At 51.8% G+C, this 20,485-nt stretch carries 8 protein-coding genes; all 8 read left to right on the plus strand.

Going from position 1 to position 20,485, the window contains the following annotated elements; genetic code table 11:
• The first annotated feature begins 148 nt into the window (after positions 1-148).
• The 8 genes from JT718_RS11960 to JT718_RS11995 all read left to right on the plus strand — a co-directional run bounded on the left by JT718_RS11960 (position 149) and on the right by JT718_RS11995 (position 20,428).
• On the plus strand, positions 149-2,860 hold the full coding sequence (locus JT718_RS11960) for a DUF5695 domain-containing protein (RefSeq protein ID WP_240337071.1): 2,712 nt from the start codon (positions 149-151) through the stop codon (positions 2,858-2,860).
• Between the two features lie 1,621 nt (positions 2,861-4,481).
• The gene (locus JT718_RS11965) at positions 4,482-7,481 is read left to right on the plus strand and encodes a SusC/RagA family TonB-linked outer membrane protein (RefSeq protein ID WP_205502930.1); all 3,000 of its coding nucleotides are present in this window, start codon (positions 4,482-4,484) and stop codon (positions 7,479-7,481) included.
• Between the two features lie 17 nt (positions 7,482-7,498).
• Positions 7,499-9,091 carry a RagB/SusD family nutrient uptake outer membrane protein gene (locus tag JT718_RS11970; protein ID WP_205502931.1) on the plus strand — a complete coding sequence of 531 codons (1,593 nt, stop codon included), beginning with the start codon at positions 7,499-7,501 and terminating at the stop codon, positions 9,089-9,091.
• A 359-nt stretch (positions 9,092-9,450) separates the two neighbouring features.
• Positions 9,451-11,850, plus strand: a complete 2,400-nt coding sequence (locus JT718_RS11975; RefSeq protein ID WP_240337053.1) for a glycoside hydrolase family 127 protein — start codon at positions 9,451-9,453, stop codon at positions 11,848-11,850.
• Positions 11,851-11,949: 99 nt separating this feature from the next.
• Positions 11,950-13,914: a glycoside hydrolase family 127 protein gene (locus JT718_RS11980; RefSeq protein WP_205502932.1), complete on the plus strand. Its 1,965-nt coding sequence runs from the start codon at positions 11,950-11,952 to the stop codon at positions 13,912-13,914.
• A 151-nt stretch (positions 13,915-14,065) separates the two neighbouring features.
• Positions 14,066-15,721 carry a sodium-dependent transporter gene (locus tag JT718_RS11985; protein WP_240337054.1) on the plus strand — a complete coding sequence of 552 codons (1,656 nt, stop codon included), beginning with the start codon at positions 14,066-14,068 and terminating at the stop codon, positions 15,719-15,721.
• A 295-nt stretch (positions 15,722-16,016) separates the two neighbouring features.
• Positions 16,017-17,681 carry a M1 family metallopeptidase gene (locus JT718_RS11990; RefSeq protein ID WP_205502934.1) on the plus strand — a complete coding sequence of 555 codons (1,665 nt, stop codon included), beginning with the start codon at positions 16,017-16,019 and terminating at the stop codon, positions 17,679-17,681.
• A gap of 431 nt (positions 17,682-18,112) precedes the next feature.
• Positions 18,113-20,428 carry a S9 family peptidase gene (locus JT718_RS11995; RefSeq protein WP_205502935.1) on the plus strand — a complete coding sequence of 772 codons (2,316 nt, stop codon included), beginning with the start codon at positions 18,113-18,115 and terminating at the stop codon, positions 20,426-20,428.
• Positions 20,429-20,485: the final 57 nt, after the last annotated feature.

A 20,485-nucleotide genomic window follows, 5' to 3' on the forward strand; every position in this document is an offset into this window, starting at 1 on the left:
CGTGCCATGGCGGTTTGCAGGCTACAAGACCATCCGCCCTTACCTAATACCATTGTACCTACACCTCCTACTAACTTCAAAACTATCGCCCATGATGCTTTTTACAGATAGAACCATGGTATCCTTCAAAAAGCTGTTTATCCAAGCAATGCCAGGATGGTTGCTGCTATTCTTTCCCCTCCAACCTTTTGCCCAGTCTTGGAAGGATCTTGCCCAACGGCCAGCAACCCTGGGGGTAGAACAGGGTACTATTACCTTCCAAACTCCTTCTTTCCAGGTTGCGTTGGTAAAGTCCTCTCAAACGGTGTCGGCCTTGCAACCTAAAGCAGAACCCACTTTTGATTTTACGCCAGGCGATAGATTGAACGTGCGCAGCAGCAACGGGATGTATCAATTGGGTGATTTGAATGTACGGCTCCGCCAGGGGCAGTCAGGTCAATGGAAATCTTTCTCTACCGCCACCCAACGCAAACCTGTACAGGCTCTGGCTACAAAGGGCGCTGTTCTGGCGGCCGCCGATCTGGCCAACACCCTGCCTGCCGATATACCACTTCAGGTAAAACGGTTTTGGCAGACAGAGCAAGGACAGCTGGTGCTTCGCTTTGAACTGACCAACCGAACAACTGAACCTGTGGAAATTGGGGCCTTGGGCATTCCCATGATCTTCAACAACATTCTGGAAGGAAAAAACCTGGTACAGGCGCATGCGCAGAACGTATTGTATGATCCTTACATTGGGCAAGATGCCGGCTATTTACAGGTAACCCGCCTGCACGGAAAAGATTCTTCCCTGTTGGTGCTTCCGTACGGACAAACGCCTTTTGAGGCGTACAATCCCTTAAACGATGACCCCACTCCCAGGGGAATCACCTTTGAAGGCTTTTATGAATGGATGGTGCACAGCAAGGCCTTTGCAGAAAATGAATGGCAGAAAGCAGAACCCTGGAACCAACCAACTTCTATGGTCCTTAAACCGGGAGAAACCAAAAGCTACGGCGTTCGCTTTGTGCTGGCTGGTACCCCGGAAACCATTGAGAAGAAACTGCTGCAACACAACCGCCCTGTGGCCGTGGGCATTCCAGGGTATGTATTGCCACAGGACGTGAACGGCAAGCTGTTTATCAACCATAAGAGCAAAGTCCGGACCATGAAGATGGAACCGGAAGGCGCTTTGCTCATTAGCCCTGCGACAACGGCCAAAAACGGATGGAAGGCATATGCCATCAAAGGCAAAAAATGGGGAAGGGCAAGGCTTACCATTCAGTACGAAGATGGCTTGATGCAAACCATCCATTACAAAGTGGTGAAGCCGGAAAAAGAAACCGTAGCCGATTACGGAAATTTCTTAACCACTAAGCAGTGGTTTGAAAAGGAAGGCGACCGCTTTGGCCGAAGCCCTTCGGTGATCAGCTACGACAATGAGAAAAAGCAGCAGGTGCTGGAAGATAACAGAGTCTGGATAGCTGGTCTAAGTGATGAAGCAGGAGCCGGCAGTTGGCTGGGGGCCATCATGAAGCAATCTGTCCTGCCTAAAAAGGCAGAAATAGACAAACTCCAGCGCTTTGTAGATGAAACCCTGTGGGGCCGCATACAGCTAGCAGAGGGCCCCAATAAGTTTGGGGTTCGCAAAAGCCTGTTCTATTATGCGCCTGACTCCATGCCCGCTGGCACGTACAATATTCCCGCAAACCTGAAAGTGTGGTCTCTGTGGCCCAAGAAAGAAGCGTATTCTCTGGGACGTTCCTATAACTACCCCCACGTAGCCGCAGCGCATTGGGTACTCTACCGCTTGGCCCGTAACCACAAGGGGCTGGTCACTGCCCAATCCTGGAACTGGTACCTGAGTAACGCGTATGAAACGGCGATGGCCATGGTGCGCCTGGCACCGCATTATGCAGAGTTCGGGCAAATGGAAGGAACCATCTTTTATATGGTTCTAAAAGATCTGAAAGCAGAGGGGATGAACGAAATGGCCGGTACGCTGGAAGCAGCAATGAAAAAACGGGCCATTCACTGGGCTTCCCTCCCTTATCCTTTCGGAAGCGAAATGCCCTGGGATTCTACCGGTCAGGAAGAGGTATATATCTGGTCACTCTTCTTTGGGTATGAGGAAAAAGCCGATGTCACGCTAAACGCCATCCTTGCCTACATGCCCACCGTGCCCCACTGGGCGTATAACGGCAACGCAAGGCGCTATTGGGACTTTCTATATGCGGGAGGTTTGCCCCGGGTGGAGCGCATGATCCATCATTATGGCTCAGGCCTGAACGCCATTCCGGTGTTGACAGAATACCGCCGGCAACCAGACAATTTCTATTTACTGCGGGTGGGTTATGGCGGCGTTCTGGGCACCCTCTCCAATATTACCGAAGAAGGGTTTGCCCCCGCCGCATTTCACAGTTTTCCAGCCACGTTGCGCAACGACAGTTATTCCGGCGATTACGGTTCTGGCTTCTTTGGCTACGCCGTGAACTCAGCTACTTATTTAGCGCAGCATCCCGACTTTGGATGGGTGGCTTTTGGTGGCAATGAAAGCGTGAAGAACCAATGGGTAGAAGTGCAGCCTACCACTGCTGGCAGATCGGCGGTATTTATTGCGCCTGCCGGTTTGTGGGTTTCCTTACAGGCGGGTAAGATGAATAAAATCTCTTTTCATCCCGCTTCGGGCCAGGTAAAAATAGCCCTTGCTCCAGCTGATGCTTTTACCCCCAAAGCCTTCCTAACCCTTGAGCAGCCAGGCAGGGGAAAAGCAGAAGCGCCGTATGCGTTGAAAACAAAAGTGGCGATGCAGCGAGGTGGTTATGAAATTGACCTTTCCAACCAAGAGACGGAAGTGATTATTGCCCGGCTAAAAAAATGAAACCCCATTAAAAAGTATCTCAATCGGGGAGTGGAATGAAAACAAAGTAGCTAAGCCAGGTTTGTTCCGTGCTCCTGCAATCGAGGACAATCCCGGCTGACCATCAAGGGGAGGAGAAGTACGATCATTAGGGGTGTGCATCGGGGATAATCAACGGCAAAGAACAACACCAGGCAGATCCTTTAGATCAAACAGCAATTGGGGAACGGCGATGTAGCCGAGTTGAACAAGCCCCTCCAATGACACCCGGCTAGGGTAATGGACCAACCCAATCTAGTCAGTTTTTTACGGACCGGTGTGATGGGCCGCCCAAGGACCCGAGACAAGGCAAGAAAGGCATGACGTGCCCTTTAATGCCGAAGATTTAGGACAGACCATCACTGTGGTACTTAGCAGCTACAATTCCCGGTTGAGGTGTGGTTTACAACCCTTACCACGTGACGTTCGGCGCCATTCAATCTGCCTGGCTATTACCTAGCCCTTTGTGATGGAGAGCAGCTCTGCCTTTGGCTCCCCGGGTTGCGGAAGGGCTAGCAATGGCATTGCGCCACCTGGGGTTACCCGGCGCCTTTGATACTATTGGTGAAAGCACTGAAAAGTCAGTTAATGCCTTGATCCAGCAGGCTATAGTAGTTTCCTGGTTCAGGGCATTAACCAATTCAGGGTAAATGCCGGTTTCCCACTGTAAGATTACCCTGATCAGGCTGAAGGAGCGAGAAGTCTCTAGCCCGGCTCACTGAAGGAGCAATCATCCTTGTAGAACTGAGGAAAAGGACTGGGGTGCAAGCTTAAACCCTACTTCACCTGCAAAGACTATCTTTCTCAAGAGGGTGTTGATTCTTCCTTTGGGGAAGATTTGTTAAGCCATTGTTAATATAGTATCTGTATTAGATAATCCAGAAGAGGGGTTACACTAGAGGAAATAGTAGATTTGTTAAGGTGCTGCATCCAAAATCTAGATTGAATAAATCAAACACAGCAAGGCATACTAAACGCTAAGGTGATGGTTATAGAAAACTGGTCTTAATCACATAAAGAACTTTGAAATTCTCCTTTAAGGATATAGGAGAAGGAAATACGGGTATATCACCTAGTACGGTACACTTTATCCGAGTCAACCTGCTTTTACAATAGCAGTCATACTATGTTTCAAATAAGAAGAAATTAACCTCTAAAGCAATAATCCCTAGTAATGACCTAAAAGGCATGAGGGATCAAGCGGTTGCCAACCTTAAAGGAGGGCACTCTCGTGTTGTCGGCTAATAAGTTCGTTGTTTTAGTACTTTTCATATAGAACTCCCCGGAAGAGGTCTGAATATTTCGGAGGCTCCCCCTCTTCTTATGCTCTTGTGCTCAAGCGTAAGTCTATTATCATTATTCAAAGGGATGGGGTTGCGTCCCCGCCTGGCAAAAGGTTGTGTACAGCAGCACTTCCTTCATCTTGCCTACCCGCACTGCTGGCGGGTATTGCCCGAATGCAGCTTAGGCTGTTCTTTTTACAAAGTTTCTGTCTGTCCATTTTCTCAGATGGCAACCCAGCGCCTCCTGGTACTGGTGGATGGCGCCTTCAGTGCTGAAGGGTAGGTGAATTCTTTCAATTTGTAATTAAACAATTGACTTTATGAAATGGAAATTTACGAATAGGGTTCTCGCTTGGTCGGGTACCGTGGTGTTGTACACCATTCTTCCCTGTTTTCACCAGGGAAATGCGTATGCTGGGGTGAGGGACCAACGCGTGGTTACAAGGCAAAATAGGCCAGTGTCAGGGGTTGTGACTTCGGCAGAAGACGGTTCTCCCCTCATTGGTGTCTCTGTCTCTGTGAAGGGAGGCACCGCCGGGGTTATGACAGATGCAGAAGGGAAATACCAGATTTCGGTGCCAAATACTGCGGTGTTGGTCTTTAGTTATATCGGATATACTCCTCAGGAAGTACTGGTGGGTACTCAAGCCCAGATAAGCGTCCGCCTTAAGTCAGATCGGCAAGTGCTGGATGAGGTGGTGGTGATTGGATATGGTACCCAGAAGCGGGGTGATGTGACCAGTGCCGTAGCCGGAGTAGACCGAGAGGACTTCGTCCAGGGGGCCGTGCGGGATGCAGCCCAATTGGTGCAGGGGAAAGTAGCCGGTTTGCGGGTGACCACCCCCAGCGGAGACCCCACTGCCACCACCCAAATTAACCTGCGGGGCATAAGCTCCATCCAGGGAAGCTCCAACCCGCTCGTCATCATTGACGGCGTACCCGGCGATCTGAACACGGTGGCTCCGGAAGACATTGAGTCAGTGGATGTGTTGAAAGACGGGTCTGCAGCCGCCATCTACGGGACCCGGGCCACGGGAGGGGTGATCCTGATCACCACCCGCAAAAGCCAGGGCGACCGCAGCACAGTGGAATACAACGCCTATACCAGCGTGCAGACCATTGCCAGAAGGCCAGAGCTGTTGACGGGTGATGATTACCGCCGGTTGATCAGGGAAGAAGGCATTGATTACGATGACTACGGCGGCAACACCGATTGGCTGGATGAGATCATGCAGACACCGGTCAGCCACAACCACAACCTGACCTTTTTTGGAGGCAACTCCACCACCAATTTCACGGGTTCGCTCAACTACAGAAACTGGGAAGGCATCATGAAAAGAACGGGGCAAGAACGCTTCGTTGCCCGGGCAGATATAAACCATGCTATGTTTGATGAGAAACTGAAGGCAAATATTCAGTTGATCAATACGGTTAGTTCATCGGTGCAGGGCGGTGGAGATGGTTACGCGTATCGGCAGGCGATCATTCGGAACCCAACGGACCGGGTAAGGACAGAAACAGGGGAATGGCAGGAACGAGATGGGTATTTCTACCTGAACCCAGTATCCAGGATAGAGGAATTCAACCGGGAGTATACCACCCGGGAAATGAGAATGAGCGGTAGCTTAGACTATTCTCCCATCAAGGATTTACACCTGAAAGTGCTAGGCTCCCATATCCAGGGAAGTTCCTTGTACGGCTATGCTTCTACATTCAACCACTCAGATACTTGGTTGGATAACCGTAACAGCAATGCGGGCAGAAGCACCGGCGCAAGCCGGAGCAACCTGCTGGAACTCACCTCTAACTATGCCAAATCCTTTGGGGCACATAGTTTCAGTGTGTTGGGCGGATACAGCTGGCAAGATGAGACCAATGAAGGATTCAACGCCGATAACTGGAATTTCCCCACGGATTCTTATGGATGGAACAATCTAGGAGTAGGGCAAGCCGTCCAGTCGGGTTTAGCGGCCATGGATAGCTACAAAGACAATTGGAAACTGATTGGCTTCTTCGGCCGTGTGACTTATGACTGGAACGACAAATACCTGTTCATGGCCAGTGTGCGGCGTGAGGGCTCCTCTAAATTTGGGGCCAACTCCAAATGGGGTACCTTCCCGGCCGTGTCGGTAGGCTGGAGAATCAGCCAGGAGGGCTTTATGAAGACCCTTGGGTTTGTATCTGACCTGAAAGTAAGAGCGGGCTACGGGGTAACGGGTACTATTGCCAATGCACCGTATATCTCACAGATCAGCTATAACTTCAGCCAAGATAATGGGGCATTTATTGGAGGTAAATGGGTAAGGGGCTTTACTCCGGTCCGTAACTTCAACCCAGATTTACGGTGGGAAAGAAAAGGGGAATACAACGTGGGTCTTGACTTTGGTTTCCTGAAAAACCGCATCAGTGGTTCCTTGGATTTCTTCCGTCGTGACATTGAAGACTTGCTCTATAACTTCGAAGTACCGTCACCACCTTATCTGTATGGATTCATGACCATCAACGCGGGTGCGCTGCGCAGCCAGGGATTTGAGGCGCTGGTGAATTTTGTTCCGGTTGAAACCAAGAATTTTTCCTGGAACTCTAATGTGACTTACTCCACTAATAGAACAAAGCTGGTTTCCCTGACCAATGACCAGTTTGATAATACAATAGAGTATTTTGATGCCGGGTATACCGGAGAACCCATCCAGGATTTCACGCACCGGGTTGCGGTTGGAGAGCCTATAGGACGTTTCTATGTCTGGAAAACGGTGGGGGTAGACGCGAACGGCGGATGGCTGGTAGAGAGCAGAACCGGTGAGGCCATTCCTATCAATGACGCCACGCAGGAAGACCGTCAATACTACGGCAACGCCATTCCCAAGCACGTGCTGGGCTGGAACAACTCTGCCCGGTTCAAGAACTTTGACCTGACGGTCAACATCAGAGGCGCATTTGGGCATGACATTCTCAACTTCCAGCGCATGTTCTATGAGAACCCCAAGAACCCGGCCTATAACATGTTAAAAACCGCTTATGACCCAGTTTACGGAAAACGGCTCAATAACGACCTGGTGTATGTAAGCCACTACATTGAAAAAGGAGATTACGTGAAAATTGATAACGTCACCTTTGGGTACACCTTGCCCAAAGACCTAATCAAATTTGTAAGAAACGCAAGGGTGTATGTGTCTGGCCTGAACCTGGTGACCATCACCGGTTACAAAGGGCTGGATCCGGAAGGGGTGAGTTACTTAGGGTTTGACCCCGGAAATGATCAGCGCGACAAATACCCTACTACCCGCACGTTCACGGCAGGCTTAAATGTATCCTTCTAGGTTTTAAGTACACGATCATGAAAAAGAGATTAATAGTATATACCCTGGCTACTACTTTAGGAGCAGTTGGTAGCATTAGTTCCTGCACCAACCTAGATGAAGAGGTTTATTCAGAAGTTCTCGCCTCTAATTTCAAGCCAACTGAAAAAGACATCCCGGCCATTATTGCCCCGGTGTATGCCTCCTTCCGAGGGCTGATGATGGGCTGGCAAGGTTATTTTGATCTGCAGGAAGAAAGCGCAGATGCCATTGTTACGCCTGCCCGCCCTAACGGCTGGTACGATGGGGGCACGTATCTTCGGATGCACACCCACACCTGGACCCCGCTGCAATGGCAGCCCCAGAATACCTGGTTAAGCGCCTTCCGTAGCATCACCACCGCCAACCGGGTTCTGGCCCAGATTGAAGATGGGGTAATTGCCATGGAGAGCGGAAAAGAGGTGTTGGTGGCAGAACTAAGGGCTGCCCGGGCTTTTGCCTATTACCTTTTATTGGATAACCACGGCAATGTTCCCATTGTGACGGATTTTAAGGACACCCAGCTACCGGAGCAGAAAACCCGCAAACAGGTGTATGACTTCGTAGAAAAAGAACTGCTGGAAGTGGTAAACGTCCTGAGTGACGATCCAAAAGCGACCTACGGACAGTTGAACAAATGGGGGGTGAAAGCCTTACTGGCAAAAATTTATCTGAATGCTGAAGTTTACACCGGCACACCCCAATGGGAAAAGTGTATACAGCAGTGTGATGAGATTATTAACAGCCAGAAATATACCCTAGATCCCAACTACTCGGATGTCTTCACCTACACCAACCAGAATTCACCTGAGATTATCTTTGCCATTCCTTATGATCAGATCTACGGTACTGGCAACATCGTGCACATGAAAACTCTGGACCCAGCCAGCCGTTTCGTCTATAAGATGCAGGCCGGTCCGTGGGGAGGAAATGCTGCGGTGCCGCAATTCATTGATACCTACGATGCAGAGGACGGCCGCTTGAAAGACACCTGGATCATGGGTCCGCAGAGGAATCCTTCTACTGGTCAGGTGGTGATTGACTATGTAAAATTGTTGCCTAGCATTGCTGCCACCGAGTCAAACCACGGCTACCGAATTGGAAAGTATAAAATCAAAGAAGGAGCCACCGGAGCGCTGGACAACGACTTCCCCATGCTGCGCTACGCCGATGTACTCATGATGAAGGCCGAAAGCTTGCTGCGCCTGGGTCGGGCAGATGAAGCAGCCGTGTTAGTGACCCAAGTCCGCCAGCGTGCTTTCAAAAATACCAACCCGGGCAAAGCCACGGTAACCGGAGATGAATTGAAACAAGGCAGCACCTATGAATACGGACTGCAGGATGAGAACGGAAACGTGCAGGCAGGTCCCGGCAGTGGCGGAGGTGACATCCAATTCGGAAGAATGCTGGATGAGTTGGGTTGGGAATTCGCCGCGGAGGCGCACCGCAGACAAGACCTGATCCGCTTTGGGGTTTTCGGCACGAAAGCCTGGTTTAACCATAGCCCAAGCAGCCCCAACAAAGCCCTGTTCCCGATCCCGGCTGAGGAAATCAACAAGAACCCTAACTTGGCCCAAAATCCTGGTTATTAGAAAGTAATTGGTTGGTTTGTTTGAAGGTCTGCTCATTCACCTCCTGGCAAGGGAGGCGGGTGAGCAGATTTTTTTTCTACCCACAGCTTGTTAAGGGGGTGTTAACATAGTATTACCATTGGCTAACATGCTGAAGTTTCTTTTCAGGTTTATAGTGTTTATTGCATTAGAAGAAGATTTTAGGAGAGGGGCGTTTTAGGCGTGTTTTTCTGAAACAAGGCTCAAAACTATCCTTCAGATATAAGAAAGTGCTCTGACCCGCGCACCAGGAGTCAGTTATTCCAGCTGGCGGTAAATTCTTTTTTGCCCTAGAGGTTGCTCCCAATGATTTCAGTAGCATCAAGTAAACCCCCGACTTTATGAACGAAATGAAAAAGTGGTCCATCCTGCCCATGCTCCTTGGAGGGTTGATCTCCCTCAATACGGCACAGGCCCAATCTTATGTTCCGGAGTGGAACAACACCGTTATGCAGGTGAAGCCGGTGGTGGGCATGAAGGCTTATTCCTTTAATCTGCAGGACGTGAAACTGCTGGAAAGCCCTTTCAAGGAGGCCATGAAAGCAGACGCCAATTACCTCCTGAAGATTGAGCCAGACCGTTTGCTGTCCGACTTCCGGGCCCATGCCGGTCTTAAACCCAAAGCGCCTAAATACGGCGGTTGGGAATCATCGGGCCTAGCGGGCCATAGTCTGGGACATTACCTTTCGGCGTGCGCCATGCAGTATGCGGCCACCAAAGACAAAGCCTACCTGGACCGCGTGAACTACATCGTGGAGGAATTGGCCCAAACCCAGAAAGCCCGCAAAACCGGCTACGTGGGCGCCATCCCCAACGAGGACAAGATGTGGGCCGAGGTAGCCAGCGGCAACATCAAATCAAGGGGCTTTGACCTGAACGGTGCCTGGGCGCCCTGGTATACCGTGCACAAGATCATGGCCGGCCTCTTGGATGCCTACCAGTACTGCGACAACCAGAAAGCCCTGGCCGTGAACAAAGGCATCGCTGATTGGACCGGGGAAACCATCAAAGGCCTGAGCGACGAGAAAATGCAGGAGATGATGGTGTGTGAGTACGGGGGCATGGCCGAGACCCTGGTCAACACCTACGCCATCACCAAAGACAAAAAGTACCTGGACCTGTCGTACCGGTTCTACGACAAAAGCATCTTGGATCCGTTGGCGCAGGGGAAAGACATTCTGCCCGGCAAGCACTCCAACACCCAGATTCCCAAGATTATTGCCAGCGCTCGCCGCTACCAGCTCACCGGTGATAAGAAAGACATCGCCATCGCCGATTACTTCTGGAAAACCGTGACCCAGAACCACTCCTACGCCACCGGCGGAAACAGCAACTACGAGTACCTGGGTGAGCCCGGCAAACTCAGCGACAAGCTCACCGACAACACCACCGAGACCTGCAACACCTACAACATGCTCAAGCTGACCCGGCATTTGTTCGCGCTGCAGCCCTCGGCGCATTTGATGGATTATTACGAGAAAGCGCTCTACAACCACATCCTGGCTTCCCAGAACCACGCAGACGGCATGATGACCTATTTCGTGCCGCTGCGCATGGGTGGCCGGAAGTTCTACAGCACGCCCTTTGATGACTTCACCTGCTGCGTGGGCTCGGGCATGGAGAACCACGTGAAGTACGGCGAGAGCATTTACTTTCGGGGGGAGGACGGCAGCCTGTTCGTCAACCTGTTTATTCCTTCAGAGCTGGACTGGAAAGAGAAAGGCGTCAAAGTAAAACAGGAAACCGAACTCCCGGCCAAAGACCACACCACCCTGACCATTTCGGCCAACAAAGCAACCGCTTTCCCGCTGCGCATCCGCCGGCCGCACTGGGCCAAGGACCTGCAGGTGAAAGTGAACGGCAAGACTCAGAAAATATCCGCTGACCAAGACGGCTACCTGGTTTTGACCAGAAAATGGAAAAACAACGACAAAATAGAATTCACCGCCCAATCTGATTTCTACACTGAGGCCATGCCGGACAATCCCAACCGCAAAGCCGTATTCTACGGTCCGGTGCTATTGGCCGGGGTGTTAGGAGAGAAAGAGCCGGAGCCCGTGACCGGCGTACCCGTGCTGGTCACCAGCGAAACCAACGCGAACAAATGGATCAGGACCCTCAACGAGGAGAAACTCCGGTTCCAGACTGCGGGCATTGCCTTGCCGGAGCAGGTGAACCTGATTCCTTTCAACCAGACCGGCACCGAGTACTACACTGTCTACTGGGACGTGTTCACGCCCGAGAAATGGACCGTGCAGAAGAAATTGTACGAGGAAGAAAAGCAAAGACAACGAGACCTGGAAGCCCGCACCGTGGACATTCTGCGGGTAGGCGAGATGCAACCCGAGCGGGACCATGAGCTCACCGGAGACAGCGCAACCACCGGCGAGGGCCACGGCCGCAAGTGGCGCTCCACCAAACAGGGCGGCAACCTGGTCTTCAAGATGAAAGTGGCACCCAACGCCAAGAACACCCTCATGGGCACTTACTGGGGCATGGACAACCGGGGCAGAAACTTTGATATTCTGGTAGACGGCGTGAAAATAGCGTCTGAGGACCTGAATAAGTACAAAGAGAGCCGCTTCTATGACATTTCCTATGATATTCCGCAGGCGTTGGTGAAGGGCAAGCAGCAGGTGACGGTTACGCTGCAAGCCAAGCCCAAGAACAATGCAGGGCCCATCTACGGAGTGCGGATGGTGAAAGAAAACATCACTTCAGGGGGCACCTCGTCCAAATAGACAGTGCCCCTTTTCTTCAAGCGGCAGGACAAAGATTCTTGTTCACAGGTCCTGTCTCGCCTTCATCGCTTACCTACTTTTCGCCTAAGGATTGAAAAAATGAAGAAGAATCTTCTTAGCCTTGCCGCCTTGCTTCTGGTGCAAACCGGGGCTTTCGCGCAGGGCGGCATCAGGAACATTGCCCCGGTCAACTTTTCTAAAGTCACCATCAACGATGCCTTCTGGAAACCCCGCGTGGACCAGGTAGCCACCGTCACGATTCCGGTCTGTATTGAGCAAACCGAGGTGAAAACGCCCCGCATCCAGAACTTTGAGATTACGGCAGGTCTGAAGAAAGGTGAGTTCAAAGGCCTCTTCTACGATGACTCCGATGTCTACAAGGCCCTGGAGGCGATTGCCTATTCCCTCAGGAACAAACCATCGGCTGAGTTGGAGAAGAAAGCCGACCAATGGATAGACCTCATCGCCAAGGCCCAGCAGCCCGACGGCTACCTGAATACCTACTACACGCTCCAGTTCCCCGAGAAGCGCTGGACCGATATGAGCATGCACGAAGACTACAACGGCGGGCATCTCATAGAAGCGGCCGTGGCGTACTATGACGCCACCGGCAAACGCAAACTGCTGGACGTGGCCACCAAGTTCGCCGATCATTTCGCCTCGCTGTTCGGGCCGGGCAAGCAGCACTGGGTAACCGGGCACCAGGAACTGGAACTGGCCTTGGTAAAGCTGTATAAAGCCACCAACAACAAAAAATACCTGGACCTGGCCGATTGGCTGCTGGAGGAACGCGGCCGCAAACTGGCCAAAGGCTACACCTGGACCGATTGGAAAGACACCGCCTATGCCCAGGATGTGGTACCGGTGAAACTACAGAAACAAATCACAGGCCACGCGGTGCGGGCCATGTACATGTACACCGGCGCGGCCGATGTGGCGGCCCACAAAGGCGATGAAGGCTACATGGGTGCCATGAAAGACGTGTGGGAAGACGTGGTTTACCGCAACATGTACATTACCGGCGGCATTGGTTCTTCGGGGCGTAATGAAGGGTTTTCAAAGGATTATGACCTGCCCAATGAACATGCGTACTGTGAAACCTGCGCCTCGGTGGGCATGGTGTTCTGGAACCAGCGCATGAATTCTATGACCGGTGAAAGCAAGTACGTAGACGTGCTGGAGCGCAGCCTCTACAACGGCGCCTTGGATGGCTTGTCCCTGAGCGGCGACCGTTTCTTCTACGGCAATCCGCTGGCCTCACGGGGGCAGCACCAGCGTAGCGAATGGTTCGGGACGGCCTGCTGTCCGGCCAATATCTCCCGCCTCATCGCTTCACTGGGTAACTACATTTATGCCCAATCTGGGAACGGCGTGTGGGTGAACCTGTACATCGGCAGCCAGACAACCCTCAAAACACCCAACGGCAGTCTGCCGCTGGAAATGAAAACCAATTACCCCTGGGAAGGCAAAGTGCATCTGACCGTGAACCCGTCGAAGGCGACCAACGCCACGCTGCATCTCCGCATTCCGGGCTGGGTGCAGGGTGATCCGGTACCCGGCGATCTGTACCGCTTCTCAGACCAGACCCCAACCAAGTTCACCCTGAAACTGAACGGGAAAGCCGTGCCCTACAAGATGGAAAGGGGCTATGCCGTGATTGACCGAAAGTGGAAGAAGGGAGACCGCCTGGAACTGGATCTTCCCATGGAAGTGAAGAAAGTAGTAGCCAAAGACAGTCTCCACTACAACAGAAACAGGATAGCCCTGCAAAGGGGACCGCTGGTGTACTGCGTAGAGGGAGTAGACAATGGCAACGAAGCCTGGAACATGGTGGTGCCCGAGGATACCCGTTTTGAGGCTACTTTTAACAAACAGCTCCTAAACGGGGTGGTGGCCCTGAAGGCAGAAGTACCTGTTGTCTCCGTTTCAGCCGATGGTTTGTCTGCGGTTACCCAGAAGAAGACCATTACCGCCATTCCATATTACAGTTGGGCTAACCGGGGCAAAAGCCCCATGCAAGTGTGGCTGCCCACCAAAATCAACGCCATCATGCTAAACTATTAGCGGGCACACGCCTGCAGAAAAGAAACCAGGAACCACAGGGCATAGAAACACTCATCCCAAAGGGGGATTGTTTGTAGGCCTTTGATTTGTCACCAGTCACAACTAACGTAGATCAATGGGAGTAAGGGGTTCAGAATCATGGGGTTCCCGCATGGGACTCATATTGGCCATGGCCGGCAATGCCGTAGGACTAGGCAATTTTCTTAGGTTCCCAGTACAGGCGGTGCAGAATGGGGGAGGCGCTTTCATCATTCCCTATCTGGTTTGTTTTCTGGTGATGGGCATTCCGCTCCTCTGGGTAGAATGGGCCATGGGCCGGTTTGGCGGCAAACAGGGCCATCACTCCACACCCTTTATCCTGGATTCTATGGGCAAACGTGCCCTCTGGAAGTACGTGGGCGTGTTTGGCATCTGGACCAACATAGCCATTGCGGCCTACTACTGCTACCTGGAGTCCTGGACTTTGTCCTACATGATGCATTCCCTGTTGGGCACCTTCAGCGGGCAGACTCAGGAGGATATTAGCAATTTCTTCAGCCAATACGTTAGTCTTGGTCCTTCGTCTGTGGGGATTCCCTATGAACCTATTTTCTTCTTTGTGGTCTGCCTCTTGCTCAACACCTGGATCTTATCAAAGGGGTTGATGGCGGGAGTGGAAAAAGTGGCGAAGGTAGGCATGCCCTTGTTGATCCTTTTCGGGATATTCCTGGCCTATAAAGGATTGACCATTACGGCCGGGGAAGCAGGGGCCATCCATGACAGCAGCGTGGGGCTTAACTTCCTCTGGACACCACAGTACGATAAGATTCTTTCTCCTACGGTGTGGCTGGCGGCGGCCGGGCAGATCTTCTTTACCCTGGCGGTGGGCATGGGCACCATTCATTGCTATGCCTCCTACATGAAATCAAGGGATGACATTGCCCTGAATGCCATGTCTGCCGGGTGGATGAATGAATTTGTGGAAGTGGTCTTGGGTGGCGCGATTCTGATACCGGTGGCAGTGGGTTACCTGGGCATAGACAAGGTAAACGAGTTGGTGCAATTGGGCGGGCTTGGGCTAGGCTTTAAGACCTTACCGTACCTGTTTTTCCAGTGGGGCCCCATTTTAGGCGCGTTCTCCAGTTTTCTGTGGTTTGGTTTGCTGTTCTTCGCCGGCATCACTTCTTCGCTGGCAATGGGTACCCCCTGGATGGGCTTCCTGCAGGATGAGTTCAACTGGAAAAGGAAACCGGCCGCCTGGTCGTTTGGGGGACTGGTGCTCTTGCTAGGCATGCCTACCGTCCTGTTTTTCAACTACGGAGTATTTGATGAATATGACTACTGGACGGGCACCGTGGCGCTGGTGGTATTTGCCTTGTTGGAGTGCATTCTTTTTGCCTGGGTGTTTGGCTTGGGCAAAGGTTGGCGTGAGATTACAGAGGGCGCCGACCTCAAAGTGCCCAGAGTTTACCGGTTCATCATCAGGTGGGTAACCCCCGCACTCTTGCTCTGGGTGTTTGTGGGTTCTCTGTTCACCCCGAAAGGAGGCGACTGGGGAGCTTACCTGCGGGGTGATTGGGAAATGGACAACTCCTCCATTATCAAAAAGCTCATGAACAGCAGTATCCATGAGAAAATTGCGGTTACCACAGATCTCACCCAAATACAGCAGTTACAGGATCAATTGTTTTATGTAAATGCCTCTCGGTTTCTGTTGTTAGGCCTTTTTGTGTTTATCTGTGGGTTGGTTTTTGTGGCCCACCAACGGAGAGTAGCCCTGGCCAAACGCAAACAAGAAAGTGAAATCCTGGAACTCACAAAAGTATGAATACGGCCGCCCTCGCTTTTATGCTCATCACCCTAGGCTTGGTGACAAGCATGACCCTTTACTTTTTCAGCAAAGTCTTGAAAGTACCCCCAAAAACCTACCCTGTGGATCTTCAGGAAACAGCAGCGGACGTACCCGAAAAGTAGGGTGTGTGCTCCCCGTCTAACCAACGGCAGGCGCTTCCGCTTGGGCTTCTAAATGCGTCCTTTTGGCATGGCAGGGAGGGTCTCTTGGGGCTTTTTCTTTTTGAGGCCTTTTCCATAAAATTGGCTTAAAACCTTAGTTTAACTTTCAGATGGTTTCTAAATTTTTCTGCGTTAAAACCAGTGTGCTTTCCGTTTTCCTGCTGCTCTTGTGGGGAACAGTGGCGCAGGCCCAGACTAAATCTTTCACCCGGCAAGACACCCTGCGCGGTAGTATCACCCCGGAACGGGCATGGTGGGATTTGGCCTATTATCATCTCAACGTGAGGGTGAATCCCGCAGACAGTACCATCAGGGGCACGAACACCATCACGTACAAAGTTCTGGCGCCTAGTCAACGCATGCAGGTAGATTTGCAGTCTCCCATGCAGATTGAGAAGATCACGCAGAACGGGAAAGAACTCTCCTTTACCCGCGATGGCAATGCTTTCTTTGTGCAGCTTACCGAGAAACAAACTGTGGGAGCCGTGAACACCGTGGAGGTATTTTACGGCGGAAAACCCGTTGTGAGCAAGAATCCACCGTGGAGTGGCGGCATCACTTGGAAAAAAGACGTCCAGGGCCAGCCTTTCATCGCGAACTCTAATCAGGGAGACGGAGCCAGCCTCTGGTGGCCCTGCAAAGACCACATGTATGATGAGCCGGACAGTATGCTCATCAGCGTGACCGTTCCTGAACATTTGATGGATGTCTCCAACGGAAAGCTCCGGGGCGTGGCGCAAAACACAGACGGGACCAAGACGTTCCATTGGTTTGTCTCCAACCCCATCAACAATTACGGGGTTAACCTGAGCATTGGGGACTACGTGCATTTCTCAGAGAAATTCAAGGGCGAGAAAGGCATTCTGGATTGTGATTACTACGTCCTGAAAGAGAACCTGGAAAAAGCCAAAGTACAGTTCAAAGATGTGCCCCGCATGCTCAAAGCCTTTGAGCACTGGTTTGGGCCGTACCCGTTTTATGAAGACGGCTTCAAGTTGATTGAGGTACCCTACACGGGCATGGAGCACCAGAGTGCCGTGACCTACGGAAATGGCTACCAAAACGGCTATCGGGGCAAAGATCCCAGCGGGTCCACCGGCTGGGGCATGAAGTTCGATTTCATCATTATCCATGAATCGGGGCATGAGTGGTTCGCCAACAACATCACCTATAAAGACATCGCCGACATGTGGATCCATGAGAGCTTCACCAATTACTCTGAGAACCTGTTTGTGGAGTACCACTACGGTAAAAAAGCGGGCAGTGAATATGTGATCGGGACCAGGGCCGGAATAGGGAACAAAGAACCCATCATTGGGGAATACAACGTGAACCACAAAGGCTCCGGCGACATGTACCCCAAAGGCGGCAACATGCTGCACACCCTGCGGCAGGTTGTCAACAATGATAAAAAGTGGCGCGATATTCTGCGCGGCCTCAACAAAGAGTTTTACCACCAGACCGTGACCACCCAACAGATTGAGAATTACCTGAGCCAACAGGTGGGCCGAGACCTCACGCCTTTCTTCAACCAGTACCTGCGCGACATCAGGATTCCCCAACTGGAGTACCAGCTTGCCGGTAACACACTCAAATACCGGTGGGGTAACGCCGTAGCGGGGTTCAACTTACCGGTGAAAGTGTACCTGAACGGTAAGGAGAAGTGGCTGGAGCCGTTGACCACCTGGAAGGAATTAAAGGGCGTGAAACCCGGAACGGAGCTTGCCCTGGACCCTAATTTCTACGTAAACTCCACCCGCAAGGAGGGAATCTAGGGAATTATCTATTAAACAAACGTCCATGCAAAGTTCCCTTTTGGCTACATGGAAGAATACCCTTCCTCTAGTTCTTGTGCTGCCTACAATCAACTCTGTTTTGGGCTGATTTACCCATAATGGATAGAAAATGGAGTGAGGAATTGGCTTTTCTTTCAAGTTGAACTACATGGTTCCCGGGATGAATGGGTAGTCCTGTTTTTAAAGCCTTTTTCGAGAAATGCCTTTAAAATAGGCGCTCCCTTTTATTCCATACCTGCCCTTGGAGCAGTTTAAACTACAGGCACACTCTGAGAAGCAGAAGACTAAAGGAGAATATACCTGATTCTGGCAGGTTTGTTAATATGGTATCAGGACATGCTAATATGCTGAATTTAAATTGCCTTTTTAATAGACATATTGCATTACATATCCACCAAAAATCTCCCCAAATGCGTTTACTCCCCAGTCTTCCTAAATCTCTGCCTAGTGGCTGCACCAAGGTACTAAAACAGGCTCTGTTCTGCACCTTGGTGCTGTTGAGTTCTGCTACGGTGCAGGCCCAGGGAACCCGTGCCGATTATGAGCGGGCAGAAAAATTGAAGGTAGCCATGAATACCAAGGTGTACTATGCGCCTTCCCGTTTCAGTTGGCAGGAGGGGAAAGACGCTTTTTGGTATGTGCGGCAGACTCCCAAAGGCAAAGAGTTTATTCTGGTAGATGCCGGCAAGAAGTCCCGAAAACCTGCTTTTAACCAGCAGAAACTGGCGAAGGAATTGTCAGTAGCGTTGGGCAAACCGGTGGATGCGAACAACCTGCCTTTCTCTGAGATCACGTTTGTGGAAGACGGCAAAGCCCTGGAGTTTGTCGCCGATGGATCTAAGTGGCGCAGCTCTTTAGGGTCTTATAAACTGCAGAACCTGGGGAAACCCGAGAACAGAAATAACCGCTATTGGGGAGACCGCTGGAGCGACCAGAGCAGCAACCCGGTGCTTTCCCCCGATAAGCAATGGGAGGCTTACATCAAAAACCACAACGTCTACATCCGGTCGGTGAAAGACAAGCAAGAGGAGCATCAGCTTAGTTTTGATGGCTCCGCCGGCGAATACTACTCTTCCTTCCTGGAGTGGTCTCCTGATTCAAAGAAACTAGCCACGAACCGGGTGCGGCCCAACAAAGAACATCTGGTGTACCTGCTGGAGTCATCTCCGGCAGATCAACTGCAGCCTAAGCTACATACCCGCAATTACCTGAAACCCGGGGACGCGTTACCGCAAAGAGCGCCCCAGCTGTTTCTGGTGGAGGAGAAGCGCCAGGTAGCCATTGATCCAACACTCTTTGGGGTAGGGGCGCAATATGACCTATCAAACCCCAGGTGGCGTAAAAATGGGCAGGCGTTCACTGTGGAGTATAACCAGCGCGGGCACCAGGCCTTCAAGGTGCTGGAGGTAAATGCCGCCTCGGGAACCGTGCGGGATCTGATCAAAGAAGAAAGCAAGACCTTTATAGATTACAGCGGCAAAAGATTCAGGCATGACGTGGCAGACGGGAAAGAGATCATCTGGGCCTCTGAACGCGATGGCTGGAATCACCTCTACCTCTATGACGGTACCACCGGAAAGGTCAAAAACCAGATCACCAAGGGCGACTGGGTAGTGCGGAAGGTAGTGCATGTGGATGAGAAAGACCGCAGCATCTTGTTTGAAGGCAGCGGCCGGGAGGCCGGCCAGGACCCATACCTGGTGCAGTATTACCGGGTGAATTTTGACGGCTCAGGCCTAACCGCCCTTACCCAGGAAGATGCCCACCACACCGGTACGTTCTCTTCAGATTTCAAGTTCTTCGTGGACAATTACTCCCGGGTTGATAGTCCGCCAGTAGCGGTGCTCAGAAGCGCGACGGACGGAAAAGTAGTGATGACGCTGGAGAAAGCAGACGCGTCTGAACTTCCCAAAACCGGCTGGAAAGCCCCCGAGGTGTTTACTACCAAGGGCCGCGATGGGCAAACCGACATCTGGGGCATTCTGGTACGGCCCACCAACTTTGACCCCGCAAAAACCTACCCCGTGATTGAATACATCTATGCCGGTCCGCAGAGTTCGTTTGTGCCCAAGACGTTTAATTCCGGTGCCCGGCACATGCAGGAGCTGGCCGAGTTAGGGTTTATAGTGGTACAGATAGACGGCATGGGTACCTCCAACCGGTCCAAAGCCTTCCATGACGTTTGCTGGAAGAACATCAAAGACGCGGGTTTCCCAGACCGCATTGCCTGGATGAAAGCCGCCGCCCAGAAGTACCCATCCTTAGACTTGTCGCGGGTGGGAGTATTCGGGACCTCCGCCGGAGGGCAGAACTCGGCCGGTGCCCTGCTGTTCCATCCAGAGTTCTACAAAGTAGCCGTCTCTTCGGCAGGGTGCCATGACAACCGCATGGACAAGATGTGGTGGAATGAGCAATGGATGGGGTTCCCCATCGGGCCAGAATACGCCGCTTCCTCCAACGTAGTCAACGCCCACAAACTGCAGGGCAAACTGATGCTGATCCTGGGCGAAATGGACGACAACGTAGACCCGGCTTCCACGCTGCAACTGGTAGACGCCTTGATCAAAGCCAACAAGAACTTTGACTTCCTGATGGTACCTGGCATGGGGCACTCTTCCGGCGGAGAATACGGCGAGCACAAGCGCCGCGATTTCTTTGTGAAGCACTTGCTGGGCGTTGACCCGCCCGCCTGGGAGACCAAAGACCAGGAAATCTCCAAGACCTGAGATTCGCCGTATTTTCCTAGAAACAGCTCCAAAACAGGTAGGGCCAACGCCGGGTAA

It is taken from the genome of Rufibacter psychrotolerans (genome assembly GCF_016924645.1).
Lineage (GTDB): Bacteria > Bacteroidota > Bacteroidia > Cytophagales > Hymenobacteraceae > Nibribacter > Nibribacter psychrotolerans.

Excerpts from the sequence above, each read along its gene's own strand:
- JT718_RS11960 (WP_240337071.1), top strand. The coding sequence starts at position 149 with ATGCCAGGATGGTTGCTGCTATTCTTTCCCCTCCAACCTTTTGCCCAG.
- JT718_RS11965 (WP_205502930.1), top strand. The coding sequence starts at position 4,482 with ATGAAATGGAAATTTACGAATAGGGTTCTCGCTTGGTCGGGTACCGTG.
- JT718_RS11970 (WP_205502931.1), top strand. The coding sequence starts at position 7,499 with ATGAAAAAGAGATTAATAGTATATACCCTGGCTACTACTTTAGGAGCA.
- JT718_RS11975 (WP_240337053.1), top strand. The coding sequence starts at position 9,451 with ATGAACGAAATGAAAAAGTGGTCCATCCTGCCCATGCTCCTTGGAGGG.
- JT718_RS11980 (WP_205502932.1), top strand. The coding sequence starts at position 11,950 with ATGAAGAAGAATCTTCTTAGCCTTGCCGCCTTGCTTCTGGTGCAAACC.
- JT718_RS11985 (WP_240337054.1), top strand. The coding sequence starts at position 14,066 with ATGGGACTCATATTGGCCATGGCCGGCAATGCCGTAGGACTAGGCAAT.
- JT718_RS11990 (WP_205502934.1), top strand. The coding sequence starts at position 16,017 with ATGGTTTCTAAATTTTTCTGCGTTAAAACCAGTGTGCTTTCCGTTTTC.
- JT718_RS11995 (WP_205502935.1), top strand. The coding sequence starts at position 18,113 with ATGCGTTTACTCCCCAGTCTTCCTAAATCTCTGCCTAGTGGCTGCACC.